General features: G+C 62.4%; 23 protein-coding genes. 12 read left to right on the top strand and 11 right to left on the bottom strand.

Annotation, left to right across the window (positions count from 1 at the left end; genetic code table 11):
• Positions 1–69: 69 nt before the first annotated feature.
• Complete coding sequence (locus tag ACVW16_RS28135; protein ID WP_456702286.1) at positions 70–840, top strand: anti-sigma factor family protein; 771 nt, start codon at positions 70–72, stop codon at positions 838–840.
• Positions 841–1,150: 310 nt separating this feature from the next.
• Here ACVW16_RS28135 and ACVW16_RS28130 read toward each other — a convergent pair whose 3' ends face one another.
• Both ACVW16_RS28130 and ACVW16_RS28125 read right to left on the bottom strand, forming a co-directional pair.
• Positions 1,151–2,110, bottom strand: a complete 960-nt coding sequence (locus ACVW16_RS28130) for a DnaJ C-terminal domain-containing protein (protein WP_456737972.1) — start codon at positions 2,108–2,110, stop codon at positions 1,151–1,153.
• Positions 2,111–2,219: 109 nt separating this feature from the next.
• Positions 2,220–2,627 carry an RT0821/Lpp0805 family surface protein gene (locus ACVW16_RS28125; protein ID WP_456702284.1) on the bottom strand — a complete coding sequence of 136 codons (408 nt, stop codon included), beginning with the start codon at positions 2,625–2,627 and terminating at the stop codon, positions 2,220–2,222.
• A 113-nt stretch (positions 2,628–2,740) separates the two neighbouring features.
• Between ACVW16_RS28125 and pdxH the strand changes: the two genes are divergently transcribed.
• Entirely contained in the window at positions 2,741–3,382 is a 642-nt protein-coding gene (pdxH, locus tag ACVW16_RS28120) for a pyridoxamine 5'-phosphate oxidase (RefSeq protein ID WP_456702283.1), read from the top strand.
• Positions 3,383–3,433: 51 nt separating this feature from the next.
• Positions 3,434–4,186 (top strand): SDR family NAD(P)-dependent oxidoreductase, encoded by a 753-nt coding sequence (locus tag ACVW16_RS28115; protein WP_456702282.1) that lies wholly within the window; start codon positions 3,434–3,436, stop codon positions 4,184–4,186.
• 165 nt (positions 4,187–4,351) lie between these two features.
• Here ACVW16_RS28115 and ACVW16_RS28110 read toward each other — a convergent pair whose 3' ends face one another.
• Together ACVW16_RS28110 and ACVW16_RS28105 are read right to left on the bottom strand one after the other, a co-directional pair.
• Positions 4,352–4,570, bottom strand: a complete 219-nt coding sequence (locus tag ACVW16_RS28110) for a hypothetical protein (RefSeq protein ID WP_456702281.1) — start codon at positions 4,568–4,570, stop codon at positions 4,352–4,354.
• Between the two features lie 203 nt (positions 4,571–4,773).
• Positions 4,774–5,751: a magnesium transporter CorA family protein gene (locus ACVW16_RS28105; RefSeq protein ID WP_456702280.1), complete on the bottom strand. Its 978-nt coding sequence runs from the start codon at positions 5,749–5,751 to the stop codon at positions 4,774–4,776.
• A 338-nt stretch (positions 5,752–6,089) separates the two neighbouring features.
• Here ACVW16_RS28105 and ACVW16_RS28100 point away from each other — a divergent pair, with 338 nt between their 5' ends.
• Complete coding sequence (locus ACVW16_RS28100; protein ID WP_456702279.1) at positions 6,090–6,770, top strand: L,D-transpeptidase; 681 nt, start codon at positions 6,090–6,092, stop codon at positions 6,768–6,770.
• 37 nt (positions 6,771–6,807) lie between these two features.
• Here the strand turns inward: ACVW16_RS28100 and ACVW16_RS28095 are convergent, their stop codons facing one another.
• Positions 6,808–7,887: an extensin family protein gene (locus ACVW16_RS28095; protein ID WP_456737971.1), complete on the bottom strand. Its 1,080-nt coding sequence runs from the start codon at positions 7,885–7,887 to the stop codon at positions 6,808–6,810.
• Positions 7,888–7,952: 65 nt separating this feature from the next.
• Between ACVW16_RS28095 and ACVW16_RS28090 the strand changes: the two genes are divergently transcribed.
• From ACVW16_RS28090 to ACVW16_RS28080, 3 genes are all read left to right on the top strand, one after another.
• Complete coding sequence (locus tag ACVW16_RS28090; protein WP_456737970.1) at positions 7,953–9,581, top strand: fatty-acid--CoA ligase; 1,629 nt, start codon at positions 7,953–7,955, stop codon at positions 9,579–9,581.
• 152 nt (positions 9,582–9,733) lie between these two features.
• Positions 9,734–10,939 carry an ABC transporter substrate-binding protein gene (locus ACVW16_RS28085; RefSeq protein ID WP_456702276.1) on the top strand — a complete coding sequence of 402 codons (1,206 nt, stop codon included), beginning with the start codon at positions 9,734–9,736 and terminating at the stop codon, positions 10,937–10,939.
• A gap of 302 nt (positions 10,940–11,241) precedes the next feature.
• On the top strand, positions 11,242–12,096 hold the full coding sequence (locus ACVW16_RS28080) for a DUF1499 domain-containing protein (protein ID WP_456737969.1): 855 nt from the start codon (positions 11,242–11,244) through the stop codon (positions 12,094–12,096).
• A gap of 52 nt (positions 12,097–12,148) precedes the next feature.
• Here ACVW16_RS28080 and ACVW16_RS28075 read toward each other — a convergent pair whose 3' ends face one another.
• The 3 genes from ACVW16_RS28075 to ribB form a co-directional block, all read right to left on the bottom strand.
• Positions 12,149–13,066 (bottom strand): MBL fold metallo-hydrolase, encoded by a 918-nt coding sequence (locus ACVW16_RS28075; protein ID WP_456737968.1) that lies wholly within the window; start codon positions 13,064–13,066, stop codon positions 12,149–12,151.
• Between the two features lie 169 nt (positions 13,067–13,235).
• Positions 13,236–14,450 (bottom strand): acyl-CoA dehydrogenase, encoded by a 1,215-nt coding sequence (locus tag ACVW16_RS28070; protein ID WP_092227544.1) that lies wholly within the window; start codon positions 14,448–14,450, stop codon positions 13,236–13,238.
• A 133-nt stretch (positions 14,451–14,583) separates the two neighbouring features.
• Positions 14,584–15,660, bottom strand: a complete 1,077-nt coding sequence (gene ribB, locus ACVW16_RS28065) for a 3,4-dihydroxy-2-butanone-4-phosphate synthase (RefSeq protein WP_456737967.1) — start codon at positions 15,658–15,660, stop codon at positions 14,584–14,586.
• Positions 15,661–16,091: 431 nt separating this feature from the next.
• Here ribB and ACVW16_RS28060 point away from each other — a divergent pair, with 431 nt between their 5' ends.
• From ACVW16_RS28060 to ACVW16_RS28045, 4 genes are all read left to right on the top strand, one after another.
• Positions 16,092–16,595 (top strand): DUF3124 domain-containing protein, encoded by a 504-nt coding sequence (locus tag ACVW16_RS28060; protein WP_456738322.1) that lies wholly within the window; start codon positions 16,092–16,094, stop codon positions 16,593–16,595.
• Positions 16,596–16,825: 230 nt separating this feature from the next.
• Positions 16,826–18,058: an aminotransferase-like domain-containing protein gene (locus ACVW16_RS28055; protein ID WP_456737966.1), complete on the top strand. Its 1,233-nt coding sequence runs from the start codon at positions 16,826–16,828 to the stop codon at positions 18,056–18,058.
• Positions 18,059–18,118: 60 nt separating this feature from the next.
• On the top strand, positions 18,119–18,571 hold the full coding sequence (locus ACVW16_RS28050; protein ID WP_456737965.1) for a hypothetical protein: 453 nt from the start codon (positions 18,119–18,121) through the stop codon (positions 18,569–18,571).
• A gap of 104 nt (positions 18,572–18,675) precedes the next feature.
• Positions 18,676–18,894, top strand: a complete 219-nt coding sequence (locus ACVW16_RS28045) for a hypothetical protein (protein ID WP_092227754.1) — start codon at positions 18,676–18,678, stop codon at positions 18,892–18,894.
• Positions 18,895–19,049: 155 nt separating this feature from the next.
• Here ACVW16_RS28045 and ACVW16_RS28040 read toward each other — a convergent pair whose 3' ends face one another.
• Positions 19,050–19,643, bottom strand: a complete 594-nt coding sequence (locus tag ACVW16_RS28040; RefSeq protein WP_456737964.1) for a hypothetical protein — start codon at positions 19,641–19,643, stop codon at positions 19,050–19,052.
• Positions 19,644–20,108: 465 nt separating this feature from the next.
• Between ACVW16_RS28040 and ACVW16_RS28035 the strand changes: the two genes are divergently transcribed.
• Positions 20,109–21,284 (top strand): NAD(P)/FAD-dependent oxidoreductase, encoded by a 1,176-nt coding sequence (locus ACVW16_RS28035; RefSeq protein ID WP_456737963.1) that lies wholly within the window; start codon positions 20,109–20,111, stop codon positions 21,282–21,284.
• A 125-nt stretch (positions 21,285–21,409) separates the two neighbouring features.
• On the opposite strand, the gene ACVW16_RS28030 is transcribed toward ACVW16_RS28035, so the two are convergent.
• Together ACVW16_RS28030 and ACVW16_RS28025 are read right to left on the bottom strand one after the other, a co-directional pair.
• Positions 21,410–22,366: an ABC transporter substrate-binding protein gene (locus ACVW16_RS28030; protein ID WP_456737962.1), complete on the bottom strand. Its 957-nt coding sequence runs from the start codon at positions 22,364–22,366 to the stop codon at positions 21,410–21,412.
• Positions 22,367–22,587: 221 nt separating this feature from the next.
• Positions 22,588–23,583: an ABC transporter substrate-binding protein gene (locus ACVW16_RS28025; RefSeq protein WP_456737961.1), complete on the bottom strand. Its 996-nt coding sequence runs from the start codon at positions 23,581–23,583 to the stop codon at positions 22,588–22,590.
• Positions 23,584–23,789 lie beyond the last annotated feature (206 nt).

Genomic DNA, 23,789 nt, shown 5'->3' with positions numbered 1-23,789 from the left:
CGCGAAGCGAGAAGCAGCGCAGTCGAACCGCGTGGAATATTTTGGGCCGCAGAGCCAGAGACGACCGATATGAACGACCAGAGAATTTCAGTGACCGAGGACGAACTCCACGCCTATGTCGACGGCGAACTGCCGGCCGAGCGCCGCGCAGACGTCGAGGCCTGGCTCGCCGCCCATCCCGAGGATGCCGAGCGGGTGCAGTCATGGCGCGCCATGGCCGAGATGCTGCACGCGCGCTACGACAGCGTGGCCCAGGAGCCGGTACCAGTCCGGCTTGAGCTGGAACGGCTGGAGCGCCGTCCCCGGCAATGGTTCTACCGCGCCGCAGCCGCCGTGCTCGTCGCTTTCGTCGCCGGCGGCACGGCCGGCTGGGTCGCGCATGGCGTCAAGGCCGCCCCATCGACCTTTCAGAGCTTCACGGAGGACGCGCTCGACGCTCACCGCCTGTATGTCGTGGAGGTCCGCCACCCCGTCGAGGTGCCCGGCAATGAGCGCGACCATCTCCAGGCCTGGCTGACCAAGCGGTGCGGCTGGACAGTGTTCGCACCGAACCTCGAGGCGAGCGGGTTGAAGCTCGTCGGTGGCCGGCTGCTGCCGGGGCCGAGCGGCCCGGCGTCGTTCCTGATGTATGAGGGTCCCTCCGGCGAGCGCTTTACGATCTACACCGCCAAGACCGAGAGCGGTGCCACCCAGATGCGCTATGCCAGGGAGGACAAGGACGGATCGCTGTTCTGGGCGGATCGCGGCGTCGGCTATGTCGTCACTGGCGGCACCGATCGCGATCGGCTGACCAAGGTGGCGCAGTCCGTGTACGACCAAGCCGAGAAGAACGGCGGCTAGACAACTGCGCAAGCGCAATGCCCTGATTCCGTCATCGAAAATTTGGAATCAAGACATGTATGCGTCTCATTATCGCACCGGGTGCTCACGCGATATGAGTGGCGTTCGATCCGCCGATCGACGCGGGCGGCCTCGATTGGGGTTTTTGGTACCGCGCTGGTCCCCCTCTCGAGGCCGCACCTTTTTGTCGGCGGCCCCGCCGGACAGCCGATAGGTCGAGTACATGAAGCGCTACCACGCTTCAGGCATATGATCAGCATCATGTCCCGGATGAGCCGTAGGCCTTTAGGAGAACCCCTTCGGTCGATCTCTACCCAAGCCCGCTACGTGGATTGTAGGGGTGCTGGTTCCGCCACTTCTCCATCAATGCTTCAAGCTCGGCGTCGTTCCCGTCCGGTAGCATAATCCTGACGGTGACAAAAAGATCCCCGGTTCCGCCGGATTTCGGCAAGCCCTTCCCTTTGAGGCGGAAGGTCCGGCCGCTGGAGGTATTTTTCGGGACCGACAGTTCCACCGCATTGCCGAGCGTAGGCACGCGAACCTTGGCCCCGAGGACGGCCTCGTAGAGCGTGACCGGCAGCTCGATCCTGAGATCGGCGCCCTCGACCTTGAAGAACGGGTGCGGCGCGATGCCGATGGTGATCAGGAGATCGCCGGGCGGATGGCCCTGTGCGGTCTCGCCCTGCCCCCGCAACCGGATCTGCTGACCCTCGATGACGCCGGCCGGAATCTTGACGTTCAGTTCCTTGCCATTCGGCAACCGGACGCGCTTCTCGCCGCCCTTGACCGACTCTTCCAGCGAGACGGACATCGCGACGTTGACGTCGAGATCGAGACCGATCCCGCCGGTATCGAATTCGAACTGGGCGCCGCCGGCCCCGGGCCGTGCACCGCGCATCCCGCCGCCGAACATGCTGTTGAGGATATCCTCGAACGCGCCCGCGCCCTGGCCGGGGCCCGCGCCGCCGCCACGGAAACTGTAGCTTTCGAACCCGCCGGGACCCGCACGTCCGCGCGGCCCGCCGCCCGGAAAGCCCTGGAAGCGCGGCTTGCCCTCGGCGTCGATCTCGCCGCGATCGAACTGCTTGCGCTTGTCCTCGTCGCCGATGATCTCGTTGGCCGAATTGATCTCGGAGAAGCGCTCTGCGGCCTTGGGATCACCCTTGTTACTGTCGGGATGATGCTTCTTGGCCAGCTTGCGATAGGCGCTCTTGATCGCGGCAGCGTTCGCGCTCCGCGGCACCCCCAAGACCTCATAGGGGTCGCGCATCCGTCACGTCTCCTTCAAGAAATCGAATTATTCAAAGGGCTCGCCGCCCCACCTGCGATCAATGTGGGGTTTGAGTGGTATTTTTGCAACTAGTCAGTCGAGCCGAATCCTAGCTGCGCCACGGCTTTAGCGTATGAATCTCCCAACGGCCATGGCTGCTTTGGCAGCCCGCGCCCTCGAGCCAGCTTTCGGTGTTGCCGTTGACGTAGCTCGCCAGGAAGTCGCGGCACCTGCGACCGTCCTCGGCGGCATAGGACTGCGCGATCGGCGTCACCGAACCGCGCGCGCCGGTTTCCGGATTCTCCCAGTGCTGGCTGGCGTCCTTGTCGCCCATGCTCAGCACGTCCGATGCGGCGTTGCGGGCGAAGGCGAGATCGCTCTCGGTTGGCGGAGCATCCTTCGCCCGTCGCGAGATCGAGCCGGTGAGGTCGTTGCCGTCGGTCTTGGCGTAGGCATTGATGTCCGGGCGGGACAGGCTGCAGCCGCCGGCGCCGAGCCCGACCAGAATCATCGCCATGGCGAGGCTCGAAAGCCGCATCGCCGATAGGCCAACGCGTTCCCATGCCCTATATAGGGCAGTAGCCGACAACAGCGCGCTTTGGGCCGCGGGACGCAATTCGGACTCCAGGCATGACCGACACGACCTCGATGAAACACCAGACACCCTTAACATCCGGTGATTTTACCGCCGCCGACGAGCCGTTCGCGCTGTTCGAGGCCTGGCTGAACGAGGCGATCAAGAGTGAGCCGAACGATCCCAACGCAATGGCGCTCGCAACCGTCGATCCGGAGGGCCTTCCTGACGTACGCATGGTGCTGATGAAAGGCTTCGATACCGGGGGTTTCGTCTTCTACAGCCACATCGCGAGCCAGAAGGGCCGCGAACTCGCCGCAAACCCTAAGGCAGCATTACTGTTTCACTGGAAGTCGCTGCGCCGTCAGGTCCGCATCCGCGGCAACGTGACGCCGGTGACCGATGCCGAGGCCGACGCCTATTTCGCCACGCGGCCAAAGCAGGCACAGATCGGCGCCTGGGCCAGCAAGCAGTCGCAAGAGCTGGAGAGCCGTTTCGCCTTCGAGCAGGCCATCGCCAAGGTCGCGGCCAGGCACGTGATCGGCGAGGTGCCGCGGCCGCCGGGCTGGAGCGGCTGGCGTATTGTGCCTTCGCGCATCGAGTTCTGGCACGACCGCCCATTCCGCCTGCACGACCGCATCGAATTTCGTCGTGACGCGGCCGGCCAGAAATGGTCCAAGACACGGATGTATCCCTAGCGCCTTCTCTCGATCCTCATCTTGATCTTTGGGCCGACCTGAAAGATGTCCATGCCGCATTCGTCCAATGCGCCGCGCCGCACGCTGCTCCTGACCGGAGCGAGCCGCGGTATCGGCCACGCCACAGTGATCCGCTTCTCGTCGGCGGGCTGGCGCGTCATCACCTGCTCGCGGCATCCGTTCCCGGAGGATTGCCCGTGGGATGCAGGCCCCGAGGACCACATCCAGGTCGACCTCGGCAACCCCGCCGACACCGCTCGCGCGATCTCCGACATCCGCAACCGGCTCGAAGGCGGCATGTTGCACGCGCTGGTCAACAACGCCGCGATCTCGCCGAAAGGTCCCGGCGGCTCAAGGCTCGGTTCCGTCGACACCGATCTCGATACCTGGACGCATGTCTTCCACGTCAACTTCTTCGCGCCAATCATGATCGCGCGCGGATTGATCGATGAATTGAAGGCGGCCAAGGGCTCGGTCGTGAACGTCACCTCGATCGCGGGCTCGCGCGTGCATCCCTTCGCGGGCGCGGCGTATGCAACCTCGAAGGCCGCGCTCGCATCGCTGACGCGCGAGATGGCCTCGGACTTCGGCCGCATCGGTGTCCGCGTCAACGCGATCGCGCCGGGCGAGATCGATACCTCCATCCTGTCGCCGGGCACCGAGAAGATCGTCGACCAGCAGATTCCGATGCACCGCCTTGGTACGCCCGACGAGGTCGCCAAGATCATCTACGTGCTGTGCACGGACACCAGCTCCTACGTGAACGGCGCCGAGATCCACATCAACGGCGGCCAGCACGTCTAGGGTCCGGTCACTGCGAGCGAAGCGAAGCAATCCAGACGGCCTCAACGGAGACAGTCTGGATTGCTTCTCGCTACTCGCAATGACGAATGGTGACGTGGTCGTGGAAGCCAGGCCATCCAGAGAACGCCGCCGCAACACTGGATCGCCTGCCGTTCCTTCCGCTGCTCAATCCAGGCGAATGCGACGCGACCGGTCGCGCAACCGTGGTGCAGCTTCGTTGAATGCCGTCGAACAGTCGTCATCGCTCTCGCCATCGAGCAGCGGCGCACCACAGTGCCGGCACATGCGCGTCGACAACGACGGCGCCTTGCCGCTCGCCATGAGCTGGCGATAGCTCGTCAGATCAATGACGTTGCGGGGCGTCGTTATTTGTTTTTCAACCATGGCTGTTCCTCGCGGCTAACCGGCTGCTTATCGCAGACAAGTTTCGCGCAAACGTTCAGCCCACCGCTCAAATTTTACCGGAGGAATTGGGGCACGACCCACACATCACGGCGCAGCCGCAATGACGATCTATTCTGCGACACCATCCGCCCTGTCTCTGCAACCGGCGTAAGGTCTCGCTCACTATTTTCGAAAGCGCACGCTCACAGCCACTTCTTCCACTTGAAGATCCAGTACGGGACGATCGCGGCAAACACCATCAGCACCAGCGCGAACGGATAGCCGTGCGCCCATTCCAGCTCCGGCATCGACTTGAAGTTCATGCCGTAGATCGAGGCGATCAGCGTCGGGGGCATCAGGACAACAGCCATGACCGAAAACAGCTTGATGATGTTGTTCTGCTCGAGATTGACGACGCCGAGCATGGCGTCGAGCACGAAGGTGATCTTGCTGGAGAGATAGGAGGCGTGGTCGGTCAGGGAAGCGACGTCGCGCTGCATGGTCTTGAGCTGCTCGCGCATGTCCTTGGACCATTTCACGCCCTCCACGACCGCGGAGAGGAAGGTGACGACGCGGCCGATCGAGACCAGGCTCTCGCGAACCTTGGAGGTCAGATCGCCCTTGCGGCCGATCGAGATCAGGATCTGCGAGTATTGCTTGGCGTGGCCGTGCCGCTCGCTCTCGGGCTCGAAGATGTCGTGGCTGACCTGGTCGATCTCCATGCCGCAGCGTTCGAGAATATCGGCGCAGCGGTCGATTACGGCATCCAGGAGCTCCATCAGCACCATCTCGCCTGTGATCGCGGGGGTGCAGGACCGCGCCAGCTTGTTTTCGACCAGGGCGAACGGCTTGGGCTGGTCGTAGCGCACCGTGACCAGGCGGTGGTCGCCGAGGATGAAGGTCACCGCCGTGGTGCGGGGCATGTCGGTATCGGAGTGGCACATCAGCGTCGCGGTCATGTAGCGCGCGCTGTTCTCGATATAGAGGCGGCTGGAGATCTCGATTTCCTGCATGTCCTCCCGGGTCGGGATCGCAATGCCCAGGAGGCGCTCCACAGCCTTGTCCTCGGCCGCGGTCGGGTTGACCAGATCAACCCACACGGCGTGATCAGGCACGGCCTCGAGATCGTCGACGACGGCCTTCTTCAGGGAGGAGTCGGAGGGAACGAACACAGAAAACATGAACAACTCCAGGAGAGCGCCTGCGACAGAATGACAGCCCCTTAGCGCGATTCTGACAAGTTCATGATGACAAGCACATTAACGGGGCGGCTGCATTTGTGGCGACAAAGCGGCGTAACTGTGGCACGGAATCGACAGCTGTGCTTTTCGCGCCAAAAAGGCCGCCTAAAGACGCAAAACTTGCGGCAAAAAAGCCACAGGTTGGGTCTCGCAGCGCGGGATAAGCCCCTAAATGCTGGAATTGTGGCAGATTTCAAAGATAATGAAATCAACGGAGTCGAAGGCCTTGGCGCTACGCTTGAGGACCTGCGCGGTATTGTCTTGATTGGAACCAAACCATGTCGTCGCTGAAGGTTATGTTGGGAGTTTTGGCTGCCGGCTTCATGCTGTCGGGCTGCATGCAGGCCACGCATTACGAAGCCACCAACACTCAGAATTTCAAGCCGAAGGACAAGGAACTCCTTGCCAAGATCCGGTACGAGAATACGCCGGTCGCAGAGCCTTTCCGTCGTGCCATCGTTGACTACCACCGCAAGGAGTCGCCGGGCTCGATCGTGGTCGATTCCGACAACCACTACCTCTATTACGTCATGGATGGCGGCAAGGCGATCCGCTACGGCATCACCGTCGGCGAAGAGGCCATGGCCTGGTCCGGCATTGCCAAGGTCGGCAGCATGACCGAATGGCCGGCGTGGCACCCGACCCCGGGCGAGATCTCGCGCCTCGGCGTTCCGACCTACGTCGCCCCCGGTCCGGACAATCCGATGGGCTCGCGCGCGATGTACCTGTACTCGGGCGGCAAGGACACGCTGTTCCGCATTCACGGCACCAACCAGCCTGAATATATCGGCGCCTCGATCTCCTCGGGCTGCATCCGCCTGACCAACGAGGACGCGATCGACCTCTATAACCGCGTCAAGATCGGCACCATCGTCGTGGTGCTGGAGCCGAAGCACGGCGACTCGCCCTATAATTCGCGTCTCGCGCTCCAGGGCGGCGGTGTTCCGACGCCGAACTAACCTTCGGCTGATCAAAAGATTTTTGAAAAGCGCCGGTTTACCGGCGCTTTTTTGCTGTCGGCTTGCTCCTGCCGGACTCGGCTGCCGGTTTGTCCGCCGGAGCAGCAGGGTTGGTGCTGTCCCGATCGTCGGCTCGATCCTTGCTGCCCTCGGATTTTGCTGCGACCTCGCGCGGCGGGGCCTCCTCGGGGCGCTCGGCCGGCAGGAGGGGGGCAACCTGGGGCAAGGGATCCCAGACGTTCCACTGGCAGATCCGGTAGTCGTTGCGGCGCTGCGCGAGATCGAGATGGATGTGGTCCTCGTGGTACCAGTCCGAGCCGGGCCCTAGCACCGTGGAAAAACGCGAGCAGACCGAATGCAGCACGCGCTCGCGCACATCGCGCGATACGGTGCGGTCAGTCAGACCGATCGACTGCCCGTTGGCTAGTTTCAGCGAACGGACGTCGAGTGCATTGGCCTTGCCGTGCTCGGACAGCATCGCGCCGACGACGCGGTTGCGGCCGCGGCACTCGAAGCTATCGAAATTGTCGAGTTCGGTGATGGTCGAGCCGAGGCTTGTGGCCAGCGGCACCATGTCGGTACGCACCCAATCCGCGATCGCCGAGGCCATCGTGCAGCGCAGGATCGCGGCCGGCTTGACCGCGACCCTGCGCTTGTCCGGCAGCACGATCGCCTCCAGCCGCACCAGATCCACACCGCCGCAGGCGCCTGGGCCGCGGATATCGGGAATGGAAGGCGCGATCGCGATGTCTTCGGTCAGCGCCGATCGACAGGCCGACAGCTGCTTCTCGGGAGGCGGCGCAACCTCGGCCGGCTTGCTGACGGCGGGCTTGTCTGGAGAAGGCTTGTCGGGGGCCTCCGGCGCGGCCTCAGCCGCTGCCTTGGGAGCCTCCTCAGGGCGCGGTCTTGGGAGTGGTACCTTGGTGAAATGAACGGACTTATGCCGGCGTGGTGCACCAGGACCAAAGATATCGAGCAGTACAGCATGGTTTCTCGCCTCGGCCCGATCCGCGAGCACCAGCGTGAGCCCGACCGCAGCGGTAACCATCGCCGCGCCGGCGGACATATTGCCGCGACAAGACCATTTGCGGCGAAAGTCCGGCAGGCTAAAACTCATGACAATTCTTTGGCCCTGCGCTGAGAGCGACAATGCGCCCAGCGATTTCTCGGAGGAACGTCTGAATGCTCGGTTTGATGCAAGATTGGCCCCTGCTCTGCCACCGGATCATCGAACACGCCGCCAAGATTCACGGCAAGCAGGAGGTCGTCACGCGGTCGGTCGAGGGACCCATCCATCGCACCACCTACGCCGAAATCCACAAGCGCGCGCTCAAGGTCTCGCAGATGCTGGACCGCGACGGCATCAAGCTCGGCGACCGTGTCGCCACGATCGCCTGGAACACCTGGCGCCATCTCGAGGTCTGGTACGGCATCATGGGCATCGGCGCCATCTGCCATACCATCAATCCCCGACTTTTCCCCGAGCAGATCGCCTGGATCATCAACCATGCGCAGGACCGCATCGTGATGGTCGACCTGACCTTCGTGCCGGTGCTGGAGAAGCTCGCCGACAAGCTGCCGAGCGTCGAGCGGTACGTCATCCTCACCGACAAGGCGCATATGCCCGAGACCAATTTGAAGAACGTCGTGGCCTACGAGGACTGGATCGCCGAGGCCGACGGCAAATTCAAATGGAAGGACTTTGACGAGAACACGGCGGCCGCGATGTGCTACACGTCGGGCACCACGGGCGACCCGAAGGGTGTGCTGTATTCGCATCGCTCCAACGTGCTGCACGCACTGATGGCCAACAACGTCGATGCGCTCGGCACCAGCGCCTCGGAGACGATGCTGCCGGTGGTTCCGCTGTTCCACGCCAACAGCTGGGGCATCGCCTTCTCCGCACCTTCGCAGGGCACCAAGCTCGTCATGCCCGGCCCCAAGCTCGACGGCGCCTCGGTCTACGAGCTGCTCTCCACCGAGAAGGTGACGCACACGGCCGGCGTGCCGACGGTGTGGCTGATGCTGCTCCAGCACATGAGTGCCAATAACCTGAAGCTGCCGGACCTGAAGATGGTGATCTGCGGCGGCTCGGCGATGCCGCGCTCCATGATCAAGGCATTCCTCGACATGGGCTCGAACGTCCGACACGCCTGGGGCATGACCGAGATGAGCCCGATCGGCAGCGTCTCGGCGTTGAAGCCGCCGTTCCAGAACGCGACCGGCGATGCGCGTCTCGACGTCCTGCAGATGCAGGGCTATGCGCCCTTCGCAGTCGAGATGAAAATCACCGACGATGCCGGCAAGGAGCTGCCCTGGGACGGCAAGACCTTTGGCCGCCTCAAGGTCGCCGGCCCCGCCGTCGCCAAGGCCTATTTCCGTGTCGATGCCAACATCCTCGACGAGGAAGGCTTCTTCGATACCGGCGACGTCGCGACCATCGACGAGGGCGGTTACATGCGGATCACCGACCGCTCCAAGGACGTGATCAAGTCCGGTGGCGAGTGGATCTCCTCGATCGACCTCGAGAACCTCGCGGTCGGCCACCCGGCCGTGGCGGAGGCCGCCGTGATCGGCGTCTTCCACCCCAAATGGGACGAGCGTCCACTGCTGATCGTGCAGCTCAAGCAAGGCCAGCAGGCGACGCGCGACGACATCCTGAAGTACATGGACGGCAAGATCGCCAAATGGTGGATGCCTGACGATGTCGCCTTCGTCGAGGGCATACCGCACACCGCGACCGGCAAGATCCTGAAGACCGCGCTGCGCGACCAGTTCAAGGACTACCGCTTCCCGAACGCGGCAGCTTAACGCCCGCAGACATACCAAAGTCGAATTCGGCCCCTGCCATCGCGGAGGGGCCTGTTTCGTTTGCGGCCACGCGACCAAAGACGAATTGGAGCCGCCGCGGCGGCTCCCTAACGTCGCCGCCGCACTCCAAGCCAATAAGAGGGACGCTCAAGATGAAATTTTCGCTGCGAATGCTGCCGTGGCTGCTGGCCGCGTCCATGGCGGCCATCACCGCCGCAAAGGCGGCCGATAACAAGGTCGTGATCGGTGATATCGATGATATGTCCGGTCTCTACGCCGACGTGATCGGCCCTGGCGGGGTCGAAGCGGCCAAGATGGCAATCGAGGATTTCGGTGGCAGCGTCCTCGGCAACAAGATCGAGTTCATGGTCACCGACCATCAGAACAAGCCGGACCTTGGTGCGCAGAAATTCCGCGAATGGGCCGACCGCGACGGCGTCACCATGATCCTGGGCGGCTCGAACACCGGCGTCAGCCTGGCTATGAACAATGTTGCCAAGGAGAAGAAAATCCCGTTCATCGCGATCGGCGCCGCCGGCGCATCGCTGACCGGCAAGGACTGCACGCCCTACACCGTGCACTACGTTTACGACACCACGGCGCTCGGCAACGGCACCGCCAAGACCATGGTGAAACAGGGTGGCAAGACCTGGTTCTTCCTGACGGCAGACTATGCGTTCGGCACCCAGTTGCAGGAAGCCGCCTCGAACGTCGTCGAGGCCAATGGCGGCAAGGTGGTCGGCGCGGTGCGCGTGCCGCTTTCGACCTCCGACTTCTCCAGCTATCTGCTTCAGGCCCAAAACTCGGGTGCGCAGGTGCTGGGCCTCGCCAATGCGGGCAACGACTTTACCAACTCGATCAAGGCCGCCGACGAATTCGGCATCGCCAAGACGATGAAGCCGGCCGCATTGCTCGCCTTCATCAGCGACATTCACAGCCTCGGGCTCAAGACCGCGCAGGGGCTCTATCTGACGACCGGCTGGTACTGGGATCTCAATGACAAGACCCGCGCCTTCGCCAAGCGCTACTACGAGAAGACCAAGCGGGAGCCCACCATGAACCAGGCCGGCTACTATTCGGCCACCATGGCCTATCTCAACGCGGTCAAGGCTGCCGGCACCACCAACTCCGACAAGGTGATGGCCGAGCTCAAGAAGATGAAGATCGACGACATGTTCACCAGCAACGGCAAGATCCGCGCCGACGGACTGATGGAGCATGAGATGTACATCATGCAGGTGAAGAAGCCCGAGGAATCCAAGCAGCCCTGGGACTACTACAAGCTGGTGCAGACCATGTCCGGCGAGGAGGCATTCGGCAAGCTGTCGGATTCGGCCTGCCCCCTGGTCACGCACTGAGGCCTGGTCGAAAATCGAGAGCACATGAGCGAGGCGCACCTGTCGGTGCACCTCTCTCACGCGGTCCCTTCAAGGGGCCGTGTTCGTTTTCGGGCCGCACAATTGCGAACAGCCCCTCGCTTTCGAACCGCCATACACACCCATGTGGCTCGTCGCGGCCCTTGGGTCGATCGCTCCCACCCGAACTTTCACCGGTTCAGAACCGGGACAAACCGCTTCACAGCCCTGCGGAAAATGCGCTAGGTCAGCTTGCTCCCGTCGTCAGGCTTTCGCCCGGCGGCTCACATCGTTGATGGAACAGCATGGCCCGCAGGTTTTCCGCTCCCTACCAGTCGGAGCCCGTGTCCAGCCTCGCGAGCTGGGCGCGCAACCTCGCCGTGTTCGCGGTGGTGGCGGTGGTGGTCTCGATCATCATCGTCCGTTTCGACTTCCTGGAGATGAAGCCGGCGCTGGCCACCTTCTTTGGCGGGCTCGCGATCGCTGGACTGTCCATCCTGTTCGGCCTCGCCGGCTTTGCCGCGATCTGGCAGAACGGCTCGCGCGGCATGGCGCGCATCCTGCTCGCCTTCCTGATCGACGGGGCGATCCTTGCCTATCCCGCGTATCAAGCCCTGCTCTATCGCAAGCTGCCGCCGATCCACGACATTACGACCGACCCGATCGACCCTCCGCGCTTCGACGCGCTGTCGCGCCTGCGCACCGGCGATGGCACCAACACCGCCGTTTATGCCGGCCTCTATTCGGCCGAGCAGCAGCGCCATTTCTACCCCGATATCGAGCCGATCGAGCTTGAGATCCCCGTCGACCGGGCGTACGCGATCGCGCGCCGGCTCGTCATCAAGCGCAAATGGACCATTATCGACGAACGCGAGCCGCAGCCGCCGCGACGCATGGGCCGCATCGAGGCGGTGGCGCGCACGCCGATCATGGGCTTTCGCGAGGACGTCTCGATCAGGGTGGTGCCTGATGGTGACGATTCCCGCGTCGATATCCGCTCGGCCTCGCGCTATTTCGAGAGCGACCTCGGCAGCAACGCGGCGCGGGTGACCAAGTTCATCGACGATCTCAACACCGCAGCCGATGCCGACGCGCTGAAACCGGTGAAGAAGACGCCAGTGGCGCCGCCGAAGGCGCCCGCGAAGACGGTGAAGAAATAGCGAATAGCCAGTCGCGAATAGCGAGTGAAAGCCCTCTTATTCGCCACTCGCCTCAAGCCATCCGGTACGTCCCGCCAATCACGGGATCGCCGTCAGTCACGACAATTCCGCGCGCGACCAGGTCCTCCAGATGGGCCAACACGGAGTAGCCGGCGGCCGTCGTCAACCTCGGATCGATGCCGATATAGATCGCGCGGACCATGGTCGGGATGTCGGTCTCACCCTTGCCGAGGCGGTGCAGGATCGAGGCCTCGCGCGCCTTGCGGTGACGGATCAGAAAGCGCACGAAGCGCGGACCATCCGGGATTTCAGGGCCATGGCCGGAGAAATACAGATCCTCCCCGCGCGCAGCCAGCCGATCGAGCGAGTCCATGTAGTCGATCATCGAGCCGTCGGGCGGCGCCACGATCGAGGTCGACCAGCCCATCACGTGATCGCCGACAAAGTTGAATTTTCGCTCGGGCCAGGCGAAGGCGAGATGGTTTGCGGTGTGACCGGGCGTGGCCACGGCCTCGAGCCGCCAGCCGGCGCCTTCGACGACATCGCCATGGGCGAGCCTGACATCGGGCACGAAATCGCGATCAGACCCGGATTCCGGATTGTGCTTCTCGCTCTCGAAGCGCGGCCGCGAGGCGCGGTGCGGGCCTTCGGCATACACGCGCGCGCCGGTCGCCCGCTTGATCCGCGCCGTGTTGGGCGAGTGGTCGCGGTGAGTGTGAGTGACGAAGATATGACTCACCGTTTCGCCGCTGACAGCATCGAGCAGCGCGGCCGCATGCGCCTCGTCATCTGGACCGGGATCGATGATCGCGACGTTGCCTTGGCCCACGATGTAGCTGACGGTGCCGGTGAAGGTGAACGGGCTCGGATTGCTGCAGAGCACCCGCCGCACTCCGGGGCGGACTTCCTCGACGACGCCGGCTTTCAGCGGAAAGTTGCGGTTGAACGGGACGTCGTCATTGTCGGACATGGCTTGCTCATACCTTGCTGGCGTCGTCATGCCTGGCCGTGTGCCGAGCATCCAGGTTCTTCGCGTGGTCCAAGACGTGGACGGCCGGGACGTCAGCGCGAAGACGCGCTCGCGCTTTTCCCCGGCCATGACGCAATTTGAAATCTCATTCCACGCTCAGGCGGCTTGCTCAGAAAAACGCCTGAATGCCCGTGATCGCGCGGCCCAGGATCAGGGCATGGACGTCGTGCGTGCCCTCGTAGGTGTTGACAGTCTCGAGATTATGGACGTGGCGCATCACGTGGTACTCGGCCGAGATGCCGTTGCCGCCGTGCATGTCGCGCGCGACGCGGGCGATGTCGAGCGCCTTGCCGCAATTGTTGCGCTTCATGATTGAGATCATCTCGGGGGCGAACTTGCCCTCGTCCATCAGGCGGCCGACCCGCAGCGAACCGAGAAGGCCGAGCGCGATCTCGGTCTCCATGTCGGCGAGCTTCTTCTGCACCAGCTGGGTCGCGGCAAGCGGCTTGCCGAACTGCTTGCGGTCGAGCGTGTACTGGCGGGCGCGGTGCATGCAATCCTCGGCCGCGCCGAGCGCGCCCCAGGAGATGCCGTAGCGGGCGCGGTTGAGGCAACCGAACGGACCCTTGAGGCCGGAGACGTTGGGCAGCAGCGCGCTTTCGGGAACCACGACGCCATCCATCACGACCTCGCCGGTGATGGAAGCGCGCAAGCTGAGCTTGCTTCCAATCTTCGGGGCGGAGAGGCCCTTCATGCCCTTTTCCAGCACGAAGCCGCGGATCTGGTTGTCGTGCTCGGCCGACTTGGCCCAGATCACGAAGACATCGGCGATCGGCGCGTTCGAGATCCACATCTTGCTGCCGGTCAGGCGGTAGCCATCCGAGACTTTCTCGGCGCGTGTCTTCATGCCGGCCGGATCGGAGCCGGCATCGGGCTCGGTCAGGCCGAAGCAGCCGACCCACTCGCCGCTGGCGAGCTTGGGCAGGTACTTCTTGCGCTGGCTGTCGTCGCCATAGGCGTAGATCGGGTACATCACCAGCGAAGACTGCACCGAGTTCATCGAGCGATATCCGGAATCGACCCGCTCGATCTCGCGCGCGACGAGGCCGTAAGCCACGTAGCTCGCATTGGCGCAGCCATATTCCTCAGGCAGCGTGATGCCGATGAGGCCGAGCTCGCCCATCTCGTTGAAGATCTCGCGGTCGGTCGTCTCTTCCAGATAGGCTTTGGTGACCCGCGGCAGCAGCTTGTCCTGGGCGTAGGCGCGCGCCGTGTCCCGCACCATGCGCTCGTCTTCGGTCAGCTGCTCGTCGAGCAGGAACGGATCGTCCCACTGGAAGGAGGCCGCAGCCGGCTTGTCCTTGGTCTGAGGGCGCACGCTCATGAAACGTCCTTTCGGGTCTGGTTCCGTCAAGAAATTGCCGGACAAATTAAAACGCCGCGGCAACAAGTGCAATTACATCCTGGTCTCGTCATTCCAGGGCGCGCAAAGCGCGAGCCCGGAATGACGCTGCATGTCAGCTTTCGAGCTGCTCGTTGGCGACGATCTCGATGCCGAAGCCCGAAAGGCCCTTGTAGTCGTGCACCGACGAGGTGAGATGGCGGATCGAGGTGACGCCGAGATCGCGCAGGATCTGCGCGCCGACGCCAACCTCGCGCCACTGGCGGTTGCGGTCGGCTTCGGTCTGCGTCTCGTCCGGCAGCGGCGACACGGGCACGCCGGCCGCGCCGTCGCGCAGATAGACCAGCACACCGCGACCGGATTTCTTGAAGTGCTCGAGCACCGCCGCCATGCGCTTGTGGCCGGTAAACGTGTCCTTGACGATATTCGGCTTGTGAAAGCGCGTCAGCACGTTCTTGCCGTCGCCGACGCCGTTATAGACGAAGGCAACATGGGCGATCGAATCGAACGGCGAGCGGTAGGCGTAGCCCTGGAGCGGCCCGATCGGGCTTTCGGTCGTGAACGTCGCGACCCGCTCGATCAGCTTTTCGCGCCCCTGCCGGTAGGCGATCATGTCGGCGATGGTCACGTGCTTCAGCTTGTGCCTGGCGGCGAACTGCGCGACCTGCTCGCCCTTCATCACGCTGCCGTCGTCGTTCATCAGCTCGCTGATGACGCCGACCGGCGGAAGCCCTGAGAGCTTGCAGAGATCGACCGCCGCCTCGGTATGGCCGGAGCGCAGCAGGACGCCGCCATCCTTGGCGATCAGCGGGAAGATGTGGCCGGGACGGGCGAAGTCGTTGGCGCCGGCATTGGGATTGGACAGAGCGCGGCAGCAGGAGGCGCGCTCTTCCGCCGAAATGCCGGTGCCGCCGTCAGGCTTGTAGTCGATCGAGACCGTGAATGCGGTGGTGTGGGCGGAATCGTTATGGGCGACCATCGGATCGAGCCGCAGCCGGCGCGCGTCCTCGGTGGTGATTGGCGCGCAGACGATGCCGGAGGTATGGCGGATGATGAAGGCCATCTTTTCCGCCGTGCAGAACGAGGCGGCAACGATCAGATCGCCCTCACCCTCGCGATCATCGTCGTCGGTCACCACGACGAGTTCGCCTCGGGCAAAGGCCTGCAAGACTTCCTGGACGGTATCGGGCATGTCCCAATCTCTATCGGTTATGGCCGGAGGCCTGACGGACGCCTTAGCTGGACTTGGGCCCAAGCGCTAGTGTCCTGGATGCAACCGCATATGCCCGCCGGCCGCCGTCGGACGGGCCTTTGGGCTTGCATCGAAGAGGCCGATCATGAACAGCATGAAGATCAGGCCGAACTCCGCGATGGCGCTGATGGAGAGCCGCTAGCACAGCCGGCACCGAATGGACCTGTGCAGAGGCCGGCGATAAGGTAGGGCGGGATCAGCGGTTGCCGGCAGAATGGGCGAGCAGGCCCAGCATCCGGGCAGACAGGATACAGAGAGTGTCGCGAATGAGCTCGTGCATGCCAGATTGGTCCGTTTTGCCGCACCCTGGAGACCGGGTGCAGCGCGGCAAACGAGCAATTCGTCACATTCATGCGGCTCTCGCCACCGCAATGCTGCTAGGCCCGCTCGCCTTCGCCGGGCAAGCCTCCGCGCAGCCCAAAGTGAACCTCGAACAGACTTTTGCCGATTCGCTTCAAGCCATGCCGAATGAGCCACTCGCCGTGACCGGCGGCTTCTACGTGCCGGCCTATTCCAGCGTCGCGATGAGCCAGGGCAAGCTGCGGGTCGATTTTTCGGTGACGCTGAGCGTCCACAATGCGTCCGAGACGCAAGCACTGGTGGTCAGGCGCATCGCCTATTTCGACACCGCGGGCAAGCAGGTCGATAGCTATCTGAAGGCGCCGGTCGCCGTGAAGCCGCTCGCCACCATCTCGATCTTCATTCCGACCGATGACGTGCGCGGCGGGACCGGGGCCAATTTCATCGTCGACTGGGCCGCCACCGGCGAGATCGCCGAGCCGGCGGTCGAGGCCTTGATGGTTGGCGGCGTCGCCAATGCGCATTACGCTTTCATCAGCCAGGGACGCCCGACCAGGACGGTCGGCAAAAAGTAAAGCAGCTCGTGCGAGCGCTGTCGCGGCCCAGATCGAAACACGAAAACAACCCCATGCACAGTAGCCGGATCCAAAAATCAACGGCATAGCGGCCGCGCACGACGCGAATGCTGATTTTACGAATTCCGTTTGACGCGTCGGGCAAAACACTGGCATGATGACATCATCAGATCGCGGCGCCCGGCCCGGATCAGGCCGGCCGCCCAATAAAAACAACGAGGAGCGCTGCCATGACGTTCAGCTTCGATTTCGGGCCCCTGTTTCCCGCAGGGCTGCCGGCCCCCTCTGCACGCTGGACGGGCCTCGCCAAATACAGCTTCGTCGGCGGCAACAACGATTCCGAGCAGGTGCCGGTCGATGAGCTGATCGAGGCGGCCACTCTGGCCCTGCAACGCGAGGGCCGTTCGCTCGCCACCTACGGACTGGCGCATGGGCCCCAGGGCTACGTGCCGCTCCGCGAATTCCTGGTGACAAAACTGAAGCGCGACGCCGGAATCAGCTGCACGGTCGACGACCTCATGATCGTCTCCGGCTCGCTGCAGGCGCTCGACCTCGTCAACAACGCCCTGTTGGCGCGCGGCGACACCGTGATCGTCGAGCAGGAAACGTATCAGGGTTCGCTCGACCGGCTCGCACGGCTGGGCGTCAACGCCGTCGGCGTTCCCCTCGACGAGCACGGCATGCGCATGGACGTGCTGGCCGCGGCGCTGGCGGAGCTGAAGAACCGCGGCATCCGGCCGAAATACATCTACACCATTCCGACCGTGCAGAATCCGACCGGCACCATCATGCCGGAGACGCGCCGCGCCGAGTTGCTGCGACTGTCCGCCGCGTACGGCGTCCCCGTCTTCGAGGACGATTGCTATAGCGATCTGGTCTGGTCGGGACAACGGCCACCGGCGATTTACGCGATGAGCCAGCACGGCGGCGTGATCCATATCGGCTCGTTCTCGAAGTCGATCGCGCCGGCGCTGCGCGTCGGCTTCATCGTGGCACCCTGGGATGCGATGTCGCGAATGCTGGCGCTGAAGACGGATGCAGGCTCCGGGGCGCTGGAGCAGATGGTGCTCGGCACCTATTGCCTTCAGCATTTCGCGAGCCATGTGCCGACGCTGACGAAAGCGCTACGCGCCAAGCTCGATACGCTGATGGAAGCGCTCAACGAACAGTTCGGGACCGCGGCCGAATTCGAGGAGCCGAAGGGCGGCATCTTCCTCTGGCTGAAGCTGCCCGACCAGGTCGATACGCTCAAACTCCACAAGGCTGCGCTTGCCGCCGGTGTCGCGATCAATCCCGGACCGGAGTGGTCGACCAACAAGGCTTACGCCGGCTCACGCCTCCGGATGTGCTTTGGGAGCCCGTCGCATCAGCAGATCCGGGAGGGGGTCGCCGTACTCGCCGAGGTCTGCCGCAAGGAGTTCGGCGTGCCGGCGCGCAGCGCCAATGTCGAGAAGCGCGCCTAGAGGTCGCGACCGCGTCGGGATATACACTTTGGAATTCTTCGAGGCGGGGCCTTTCAGGATATGACGCGTTGTTTGAGCCGCTGGGCCACGGCCGCGGTGCTCTGGATCGTGTTCGCGCCGCTCGCGCATGCCGAGACGCTCGCGGCGACGGTCGAGCAGTGGGGGTTGCTCGGCTCGTGGGCCGTCGACTGTGCTGTCAGGCCAGACCGCGACAAGGGCGCGCTGCTGACTTACGAGGTCCGGAAGGACGGCCGGGTGATGTACGGGCGCAATTTCGGCGACGCCAAGGATGAGAACGAGGTGGTGTCCGCCACCGTCGACGCCGAAGGCCTGCTCAATCTGATGGTGTACTTCCCTTCGCTTCGGCAGACGCGCGAATTCGGACTGATGCTTTCGCAGGACGGCAGCCTGCGCGCGATCTATAATCGCAGCGAACGCGGCGAGTACACGATCAGGGACGGCAAATACGTCAAGACCGGCGCGCCGACGCCGCTGCAGCAGCGCTGCGATTAACCATTGTTTGATCCTGAACATCCATTCAGAATTCTCTTGCCGTTCCTCCGGAACGTTCATGCGAATGCGCCGTTTAAATTTGCATTCGATTGGAGGAGGACATCATGAAGAAGCTTGGTTATGTCGTTGCCGCTCTGGGTGCGCTCGCGGTTGCGGCGCCGACGCTGGCAAGTGCTGAGACTGTGATCGTCAAGCACGGCCATCACGGCCCGTACGGCGCCCGCGCCGAATTCCGCGAGCATCGTGACTACGGCTGGCATCGCGGCTGGCACCATCGCGACAATGTCGTCGTGATCAAGCGTCATCATCGCCACTGGGACTAATGCGCAACGCAAACTGGAAATGGCCCCGCAAGGGGCCATTTTCTGTGCGCGCAAATCGGTACGCATCAATCTGCCAGGCCTGCTCTGCTCCAACAGCGGCGAACAGCCGGCATCGATCTGCGTCGGCTATGGGCCAAGCTGACCTCGCGATTTGTTTATGGGCCCGGCACCATCATGGTCGGCTCTTCCAGCAGGGAAAAGTCGTAGCCCTCGCAGCTAACATTCGGATTGGTGGGCGCAAACATGCCGAGCGGGTTCTCTTTGAACAACCAGGCATGCAAATCATAATGTACAAACTCCTTTGGAATGAGCGGCCAGTGTCCTTCCATCGGGCCCATGAAGGGCTGGTCGAAGAGAGAGGGGCGCTGCTTGGTATCGGCCGTTAGAGGCACCAGCCACTCGACAGCCACGAGCTTCAATTCCTTGCCCACGGGTTCGTAGATCAATACGTTGGGCTTCATCGGATCAGGAGCGCCCTGCACTGTGACATTGGCAAAGTGCACTCCCATAGCGCCTTTGGCATACTCCATGCGGTGCGGTACTTTCTCCCCGGAATAATGCACGCAGCCCACCGTCGACAGGTAGCGGTCGCGCACGGCTGCCTTGTAGTCCTGATATTTCTCCAGCGATTTTCGCAAGGTGTCGAGTTGAGCCTTGTAAGGCTCCTCTGCTGCAATTGGTGTGAGGGTTGCACCGATAAAGGCAACACCTAGCACGGCGACAAAGGTACCACGGACGGATTTGCGCATGTTCCCTCCTTGCTTTTCATCAATACGATGTCGGAATGAGCCGGCCTAACGCGACCGCGCTCCTGCGCCAGCAATGGCATCAGCCAAAGCCCCCTCGCCGCGATCAGCGAAATCCAACGCAGCACCAGCACGGCACACTCTCCTACTGTCCCCGAATCAATATTAGCGTCCATGAATGTGAGTATGGTTCGGCTGCTGCGAGGTTCACGTATCAACTCAAGGCGCAGCAGGAACCGTTGCGCGCGGGATTTCGACCCGACCGATGTCGGGTTTGGGTCAAACTGCGAAGAACTCAGGTTGAGCAAATCAGGTCCGCTCTGCCGCGATGAGCGGACTTCCGTCGGACGCGGCGCAACTTCGCAGATGGGCCAACAGCTGACCTTACCTACTGAAAGGATCGCAATGGTCAGCGCCCTCGCCGCGTGTTAGTCTTTCGTCGCCATCGCATTTCGAGGGCATTGCACCATGATTAGCAAGGCCGACGCGATTGTCATTGGTTCTGGCGCCCTGGGCGCGGCGACTGCCTACTACCTGAGTAAACGCAAGGGTTTCAGAGGCGTCCTCATCGATAAGCATGATATCGGATCGCAAACGTCGCCTCGCGCCGCTGGTATGGTGAGCTGCGTTCGCAAGGGCGACTTGATGATAGGCCTCATCAAGGACGCATGCCGGAAGATCGAAACGTTCACGGAAGAAACCGGCCAGCCTCTAGATTGGGTGCATTCGGGCAGCCTGAGGATCGCGCGTCGCCCGCAAGATGCGGAGGTTATCAAGGACGACCTTGAGCGCGGCCGCCGCATGGGGCTTGATGTCGATCTGATCTCTCCAGAGCAGGCCAGTCGCCTCAATCCATTCTTGAAGCCGACAGGCGTGGTAGCGGCGATGAGAATCGGTGACGACAGGTATTTCGATCCGGCGCAGGTGGCTGTCGGGTTTGCCAGAGCCGCTGCGGCTCAGGGCGCCACCTTACTTCCGAAGACGGACGTACTTGCTGTCAATATTACGGCCGGCAACGTGACCGGCGTAACCACCGCGAAAGGTATCATTGAAAGCCCGATCGTTGTCGATGCGGCCGGTGCATGGACGCGACAGGTAGCGGAGGCAAGCGGGATTGGCGTGCCGTTGGTGCCGACCCGACAGCAACTGATCATCACGGAGCCTTTGGATGGCGTGCGTGCTGATCTGCCCATGGTTCGAATCATGGATGCCGCCGTGTATGCGCGTCCCTGTCACGGTGGCTTGCTTTGGGGCGTCTACGAGGAAAGGCCCCAATTTTTCGATATGCAGTCGTTGGGAGCGAGCTTCGATGTGAAGGATATGCCGCTCGACATCGAAGTGCTTCGTGCCGCCGCGACTGACGTCAAGGATCAGCTCCCAGTCCTGGAAACCGCTCAGGTGCGGGAATTTCGTGGCGGCATTCCGACAATGACCGCTGACGGCCATCATGTTCTCGGCCCAGCTCCCGGAGCAACAGGTTTCTATTTTGCGAGTGGATGTAATGTCGCCGGCCTTTCGATCTCGCCAACGCTCGGAGAGGCACTTGCGACCTGGATTATGCGCTTCCAGAACCAGTCGTGGTCTGAATCTCAATTGCAAAAGGAAGCCGCTTGGCAATATCGACACTTCTATGGTGCGGTCTGACGTCGGCAATGGGTCAAACTGCGACTTCAACCCTATTTCAGGGCTGATCCGGTTTACGCCGGATAGCGGACGCTGCGGGGGTGCGCGTGAAGGTCAGCAGCGGGCCAACAGCGGAAGTCCGAACTCTATTCGACCAGCTCATTGGCGAGCAGTTGAAGACGTGCTGGCAACTCGACACCAATCGCCGTTGCAGTCTTGACGTTGATGATCAGATCAAACGTCTCCGGACGCTGTAGCGGTAACTCGCTTGGTTTTGCACCGTGCAAAACCTTGCCGACGTACTCTCCGCATCTTCGATACAAGTCGTCCAAGTTCGGTCCATAACCCATGAGGCCGCCGTTTCTTGGAAACTCGGCGAACAAGGAAATGAGCGGGAGCCGTTTGGCGCGCGCGAATTCCGCGATCAGCTTCGAATACTGGAACGTGAAAGGGGATGGCAACAAGATACCGGCTTCGACCGGCCGCACTCTGGCCTCCTCCAAAGCGCCCTCTAAATCATCAGCGACCTTGACCTCCAGAACTTCGGCCTTGACCCCGACCGCCCCCGCCGCCGCCTCAGTTGCTGCGAATTGCGGCGCGTTGTGGCCGGGGATGCCAAAGATGGCTATGCGAGATAGCCCGGGAACGATTTCCTTCAGCAGACCTAGCTGCTTTCCGCACAGCTCAGGGATATCTAAAAACACTCCCGTGATATTGCCGCCTGGGCGGGCAATACTTTGAACGTATCCTTTCGCAACGGGGTCGCTCTCCAAATCCATTCCAACCACAGGTATGCTGGTCGTGGCTTTGATGGCGGCGGAAAGCGCGCCCGGGTTTGACGCGAAAATGACGTTCACCTTACGACGAACCAGATCAGCCGCAGCTTCAGGCAATGACTGCGGCTTGTGTCGGTCCTCGATTAGGAGGTTTTTGCCTTCTACGTAGCCTAACGCAGCCATCCCCCGCAGGAAGGCCGCGTGTAAATTTGCCGAAAGAGTGTTCTCAGATAGATAGCCGATCACCGGCATTTCCGCTGGCTGCGCACGCGCCGCAAGCGGCCACGCCACCGCACCTGCAAGAGTTAGAAAGTCCCGCCGCCGCATACCGCCCTCATCCCGGTGGCACTCTACCGACTTAACCGACCAAGTGATAGTCCGCACAGCCCATGTCCGAATTGGGTCAAACTGCGACTTGAAACCTGCTTCAGGGCTGGTCCGGTCTACGCTGGATAGCGGATGCCGTGTTGGTTCGCGTGAAGGTCAGCGATGGGCCAGTAGGCGACGTCGCGTCCTTCGATCACGTTGGTCGCTATTGCTGGACCGGCTCATTCGATGATGGTGTCGGCGAATTGCTGAACTTGCAAAGGCACATCAAGCCCAAGCGCTTTCGCGGTCTTAAGATTGACCACAATCTCGAATTTCGTCGGATACTGCACAGGTAGTTCGGCGGGCTTTGCGCCCCTTAGGATCTTATCGACATAGACGGCGCCTTGCCGAAATTGCTCGCGCTCGTCGAACCCGTAAGAAATCAGCCCACCCTCCCTGGCAAAAAAAGCAAACGGATAAATCGAGGGCAACCGATACTTCGCGGCCAACGCTACAATGAGAGCGCTATTCGCGAAGCTGACGATATTGGGCGCGACGATCAAACCGCTGCGAGCGTCGCCTACAAATGTCGTGAAAGCGCTTTCAATTTCGGCGCGGTCATGCACCCTGAGGTCAACCAGCCTCAAATTAAGCAACGGCGCTGCCTCTTGAGCCGACTTGAGATACCCGAGATTTGGCGGCTCCGGGTGCAGAAGCAGTCCGACGCGCTCGGCCTGCGGCGCCACCTCGTGCAGTTTCTCCAGCCATTTGCTTCCCATGGAAGGCGGGAAATTGGCAAAGCCGGTGATGTTGCCACCCGGCCTCGCCAGATCCTTGACAAAGCCACTACCGACAGGATCGGAGACTGATACGAACACAAGCGGGATCGTGCGGACCTGCGTCTGAAGTATGGTAGTGACCAGGTTGGAATTGGACACAATCAAGTCGAGCCTCTGCCGGAGCAGCTCGGCAGCCATTTCCCGAGCGCGCGCCGGATCACCCCTTGCATATCGAACGTCAATGGTGACATTGCTGCCCTCGATCCAGCCAAGTTTCGGTAGATGTTCTCGGAAGGCCCCGATCTGTATCTGCCCGTTGGGGTCCTCCTCCGCGTAGGCCATCACGACACCGATCCGCCGCATGCGTTCGGGCGCCTCGGCGAAGGTGAGCAGCGGCCATGCCGCTGGCACGCTTCCGAGCAGAGCCAAGACGTCTCGCCGCTTCACTTGATGCATTCGGTCCCCCCGGCGGCCGCGTGGGATGACGATCAGCGGGACATCGTGGGCAATCTACAGCTTATTGGGACCCATGGGTAGATGGGCAGATGTCCGTTCAGGGTCAAACTGCGACTTCAAACCTGTTTCAGGGCCGGCCCGGTCTACGCCTGATAGCGGACGCAGCGGTGGTTCGCGTGAATGTCAGCAGCGGGCCCAGGCTGTGC

The sequence above is a fragment of the Bradyrhizobium sp. USDA 4474 genome (assembly GCF_054057515.1).
Note: the sequence above shows the minus strand (reverse complement) of the source record. Positions and strands in the feature narration are given on the sequence as shown.

Bases quoted from the DNA above. Each gene is read 5' to 3' on its own strand.
- ACVW16_RS28100 (WP_456702279.1), top strand. From the start codon at position 6,090: ATGTCGTCGCTGAAGGTTATGTTGGGAGTTTTGGCTGCCGGCTTCATG.
- ACVW16_RS28125 (WP_456702284.1), bottom strand. From the start codon at position 2,627: ATGGCGATGATTCTGGTCGGGCTCGGCGCCGGCGGCTGCAGCCTGTCC.
- ACVW16_RS28075 (WP_456737968.1), bottom strand. From the start codon at position 13,066: ATGTCCGACAATGACGACGTCCCGTTCAACCGCAACTTTCCGCTGAAA.
- ACVW16_RS28070 (WP_092227544.1), bottom strand. From the start codon at position 14,450: ATGAGCGTGCGCCCTCAGACCAAGGACAAGCCGGCTGCGGCCTCCTTC.
- ACVW16_RS28085 (WP_456702276.1), top strand. From the start codon at position 9,734: ATGAAATTTTCGCTGCGAATGCTGCCGTGGCTGCTGGCCGCGTCCATG.
- ACVW16_RS28110 (WP_456702281.1), bottom strand. From the start codon at position 4,570: ATGGTTGAAAAACAAATAACGACGCCCCGCAACGTCATTGATCTGACG.
- ACVW16_RS28035 (WP_456737963.1), top strand. From the start codon at position 20,109: ATGATTAGCAAGGCCGACGCGATTGTCATTGGTTCTGGCGCCCTGGGC.
- ACVW16_RS28105 (WP_456702280.1), bottom strand. From the start codon at position 5,751: ATGTTTTCTGTGTTCGTTCCCTCCGACTCCTCCCTGAAGAAGGCCGTC.
- pdxH (WP_456702283.1), top strand. From the start codon at position 2,741: ATGACCGACACGACCTCGATGAAACACCAGACACCCTTAACATCCGGT.
- ACVW16_RS28050 (WP_456737965.1), top strand. From the start codon at position 18,119: ATGACGCGTTGTTTGAGCCGCTGGGCCACGGCCGCGGTGCTCTGGATC.
- ACVW16_RS28080 (WP_456737969.1), top strand. From the start codon at position 11,242: ATGGCCCGCAGGTTTTCCGCTCCCTACCAGTCGGAGCCCGTGTCCAGC.
- ACVW16_RS28025 (WP_456737961.1), bottom strand. From the start codon at position 23,583: ATGCATCAAGTGAAGCGGCGAGACGTCTTGGCTCTGCTCGGAAGCGTG.
- ACVW16_RS28060 (WP_456738322.1), top strand. From the start codon at position 16,092: ATGCTGCTAGGCCCGCTCGCCTTCGCCGGGCAAGCCTCCGCGCAGCCC.
- ACVW16_RS28095 (WP_456737971.1), bottom strand. From the start codon at position 7,887: ATGAGTTTTAGCCTGCCGGACTTTCGCCGCAAATGGTCTTGTCGCGGC.
- ACVW16_RS28130 (WP_456737972.1), bottom strand. From the start codon at position 2,110: ATGCGCGACCCCTATGAGGTCTTGGGGGTGCCGCGGAGCGCGAACGCT.
- ACVW16_RS28040 (WP_456737964.1), bottom strand. From the start codon at position 19,643: ATGCGCAAATCCGTCCGTGGTACCTTTGTCGCCGTGCTAGGTGTTGCC.
- ACVW16_RS28115 (WP_456702282.1), top strand. From the start codon at position 3,434: ATGCCGCATTCGTCCAATGCGCCGCGCCGCACGCTGCTCCTGACCGGA.
- ACVW16_RS28090 (WP_456737970.1), top strand. From the start codon at position 7,953: ATGCTCGGTTTGATGCAAGATTGGCCCCTGCTCTGCCACCGGATCATC.
- ribB (WP_456737967.1), bottom strand. From the start codon at position 15,660: ATGCCCGATACCGTCCAGGAAGTCTTGCAGGCCTTTGCCCGAGGCGAA.
- ACVW16_RS28135 (WP_456702286.1), top strand. From the start codon at position 70: ATGAACGACCAGAGAATTTCAGTGACCGAGGACGAACTCCACGCCTAT.
- ACVW16_RS28030 (WP_456737962.1), bottom strand. From the start codon at position 22,366: ATGCGGCGGCGGGACTTTCTAACTCTTGCAGGTGCGGTGGCGTGGCCG.
- ACVW16_RS28055 (WP_456737966.1), top strand. From the start codon at position 16,826: ATGACGTTCAGCTTCGATTTCGGGCCCCTGTTTCCCGCAGGGCTGCCG.
- ACVW16_RS28045 (WP_092227754.1), top strand. From the start codon at position 18,676: ATGAAGAAGCTTGGTTATGTCGTTGCCGCTCTGGGTGCGCTCGCGGTT.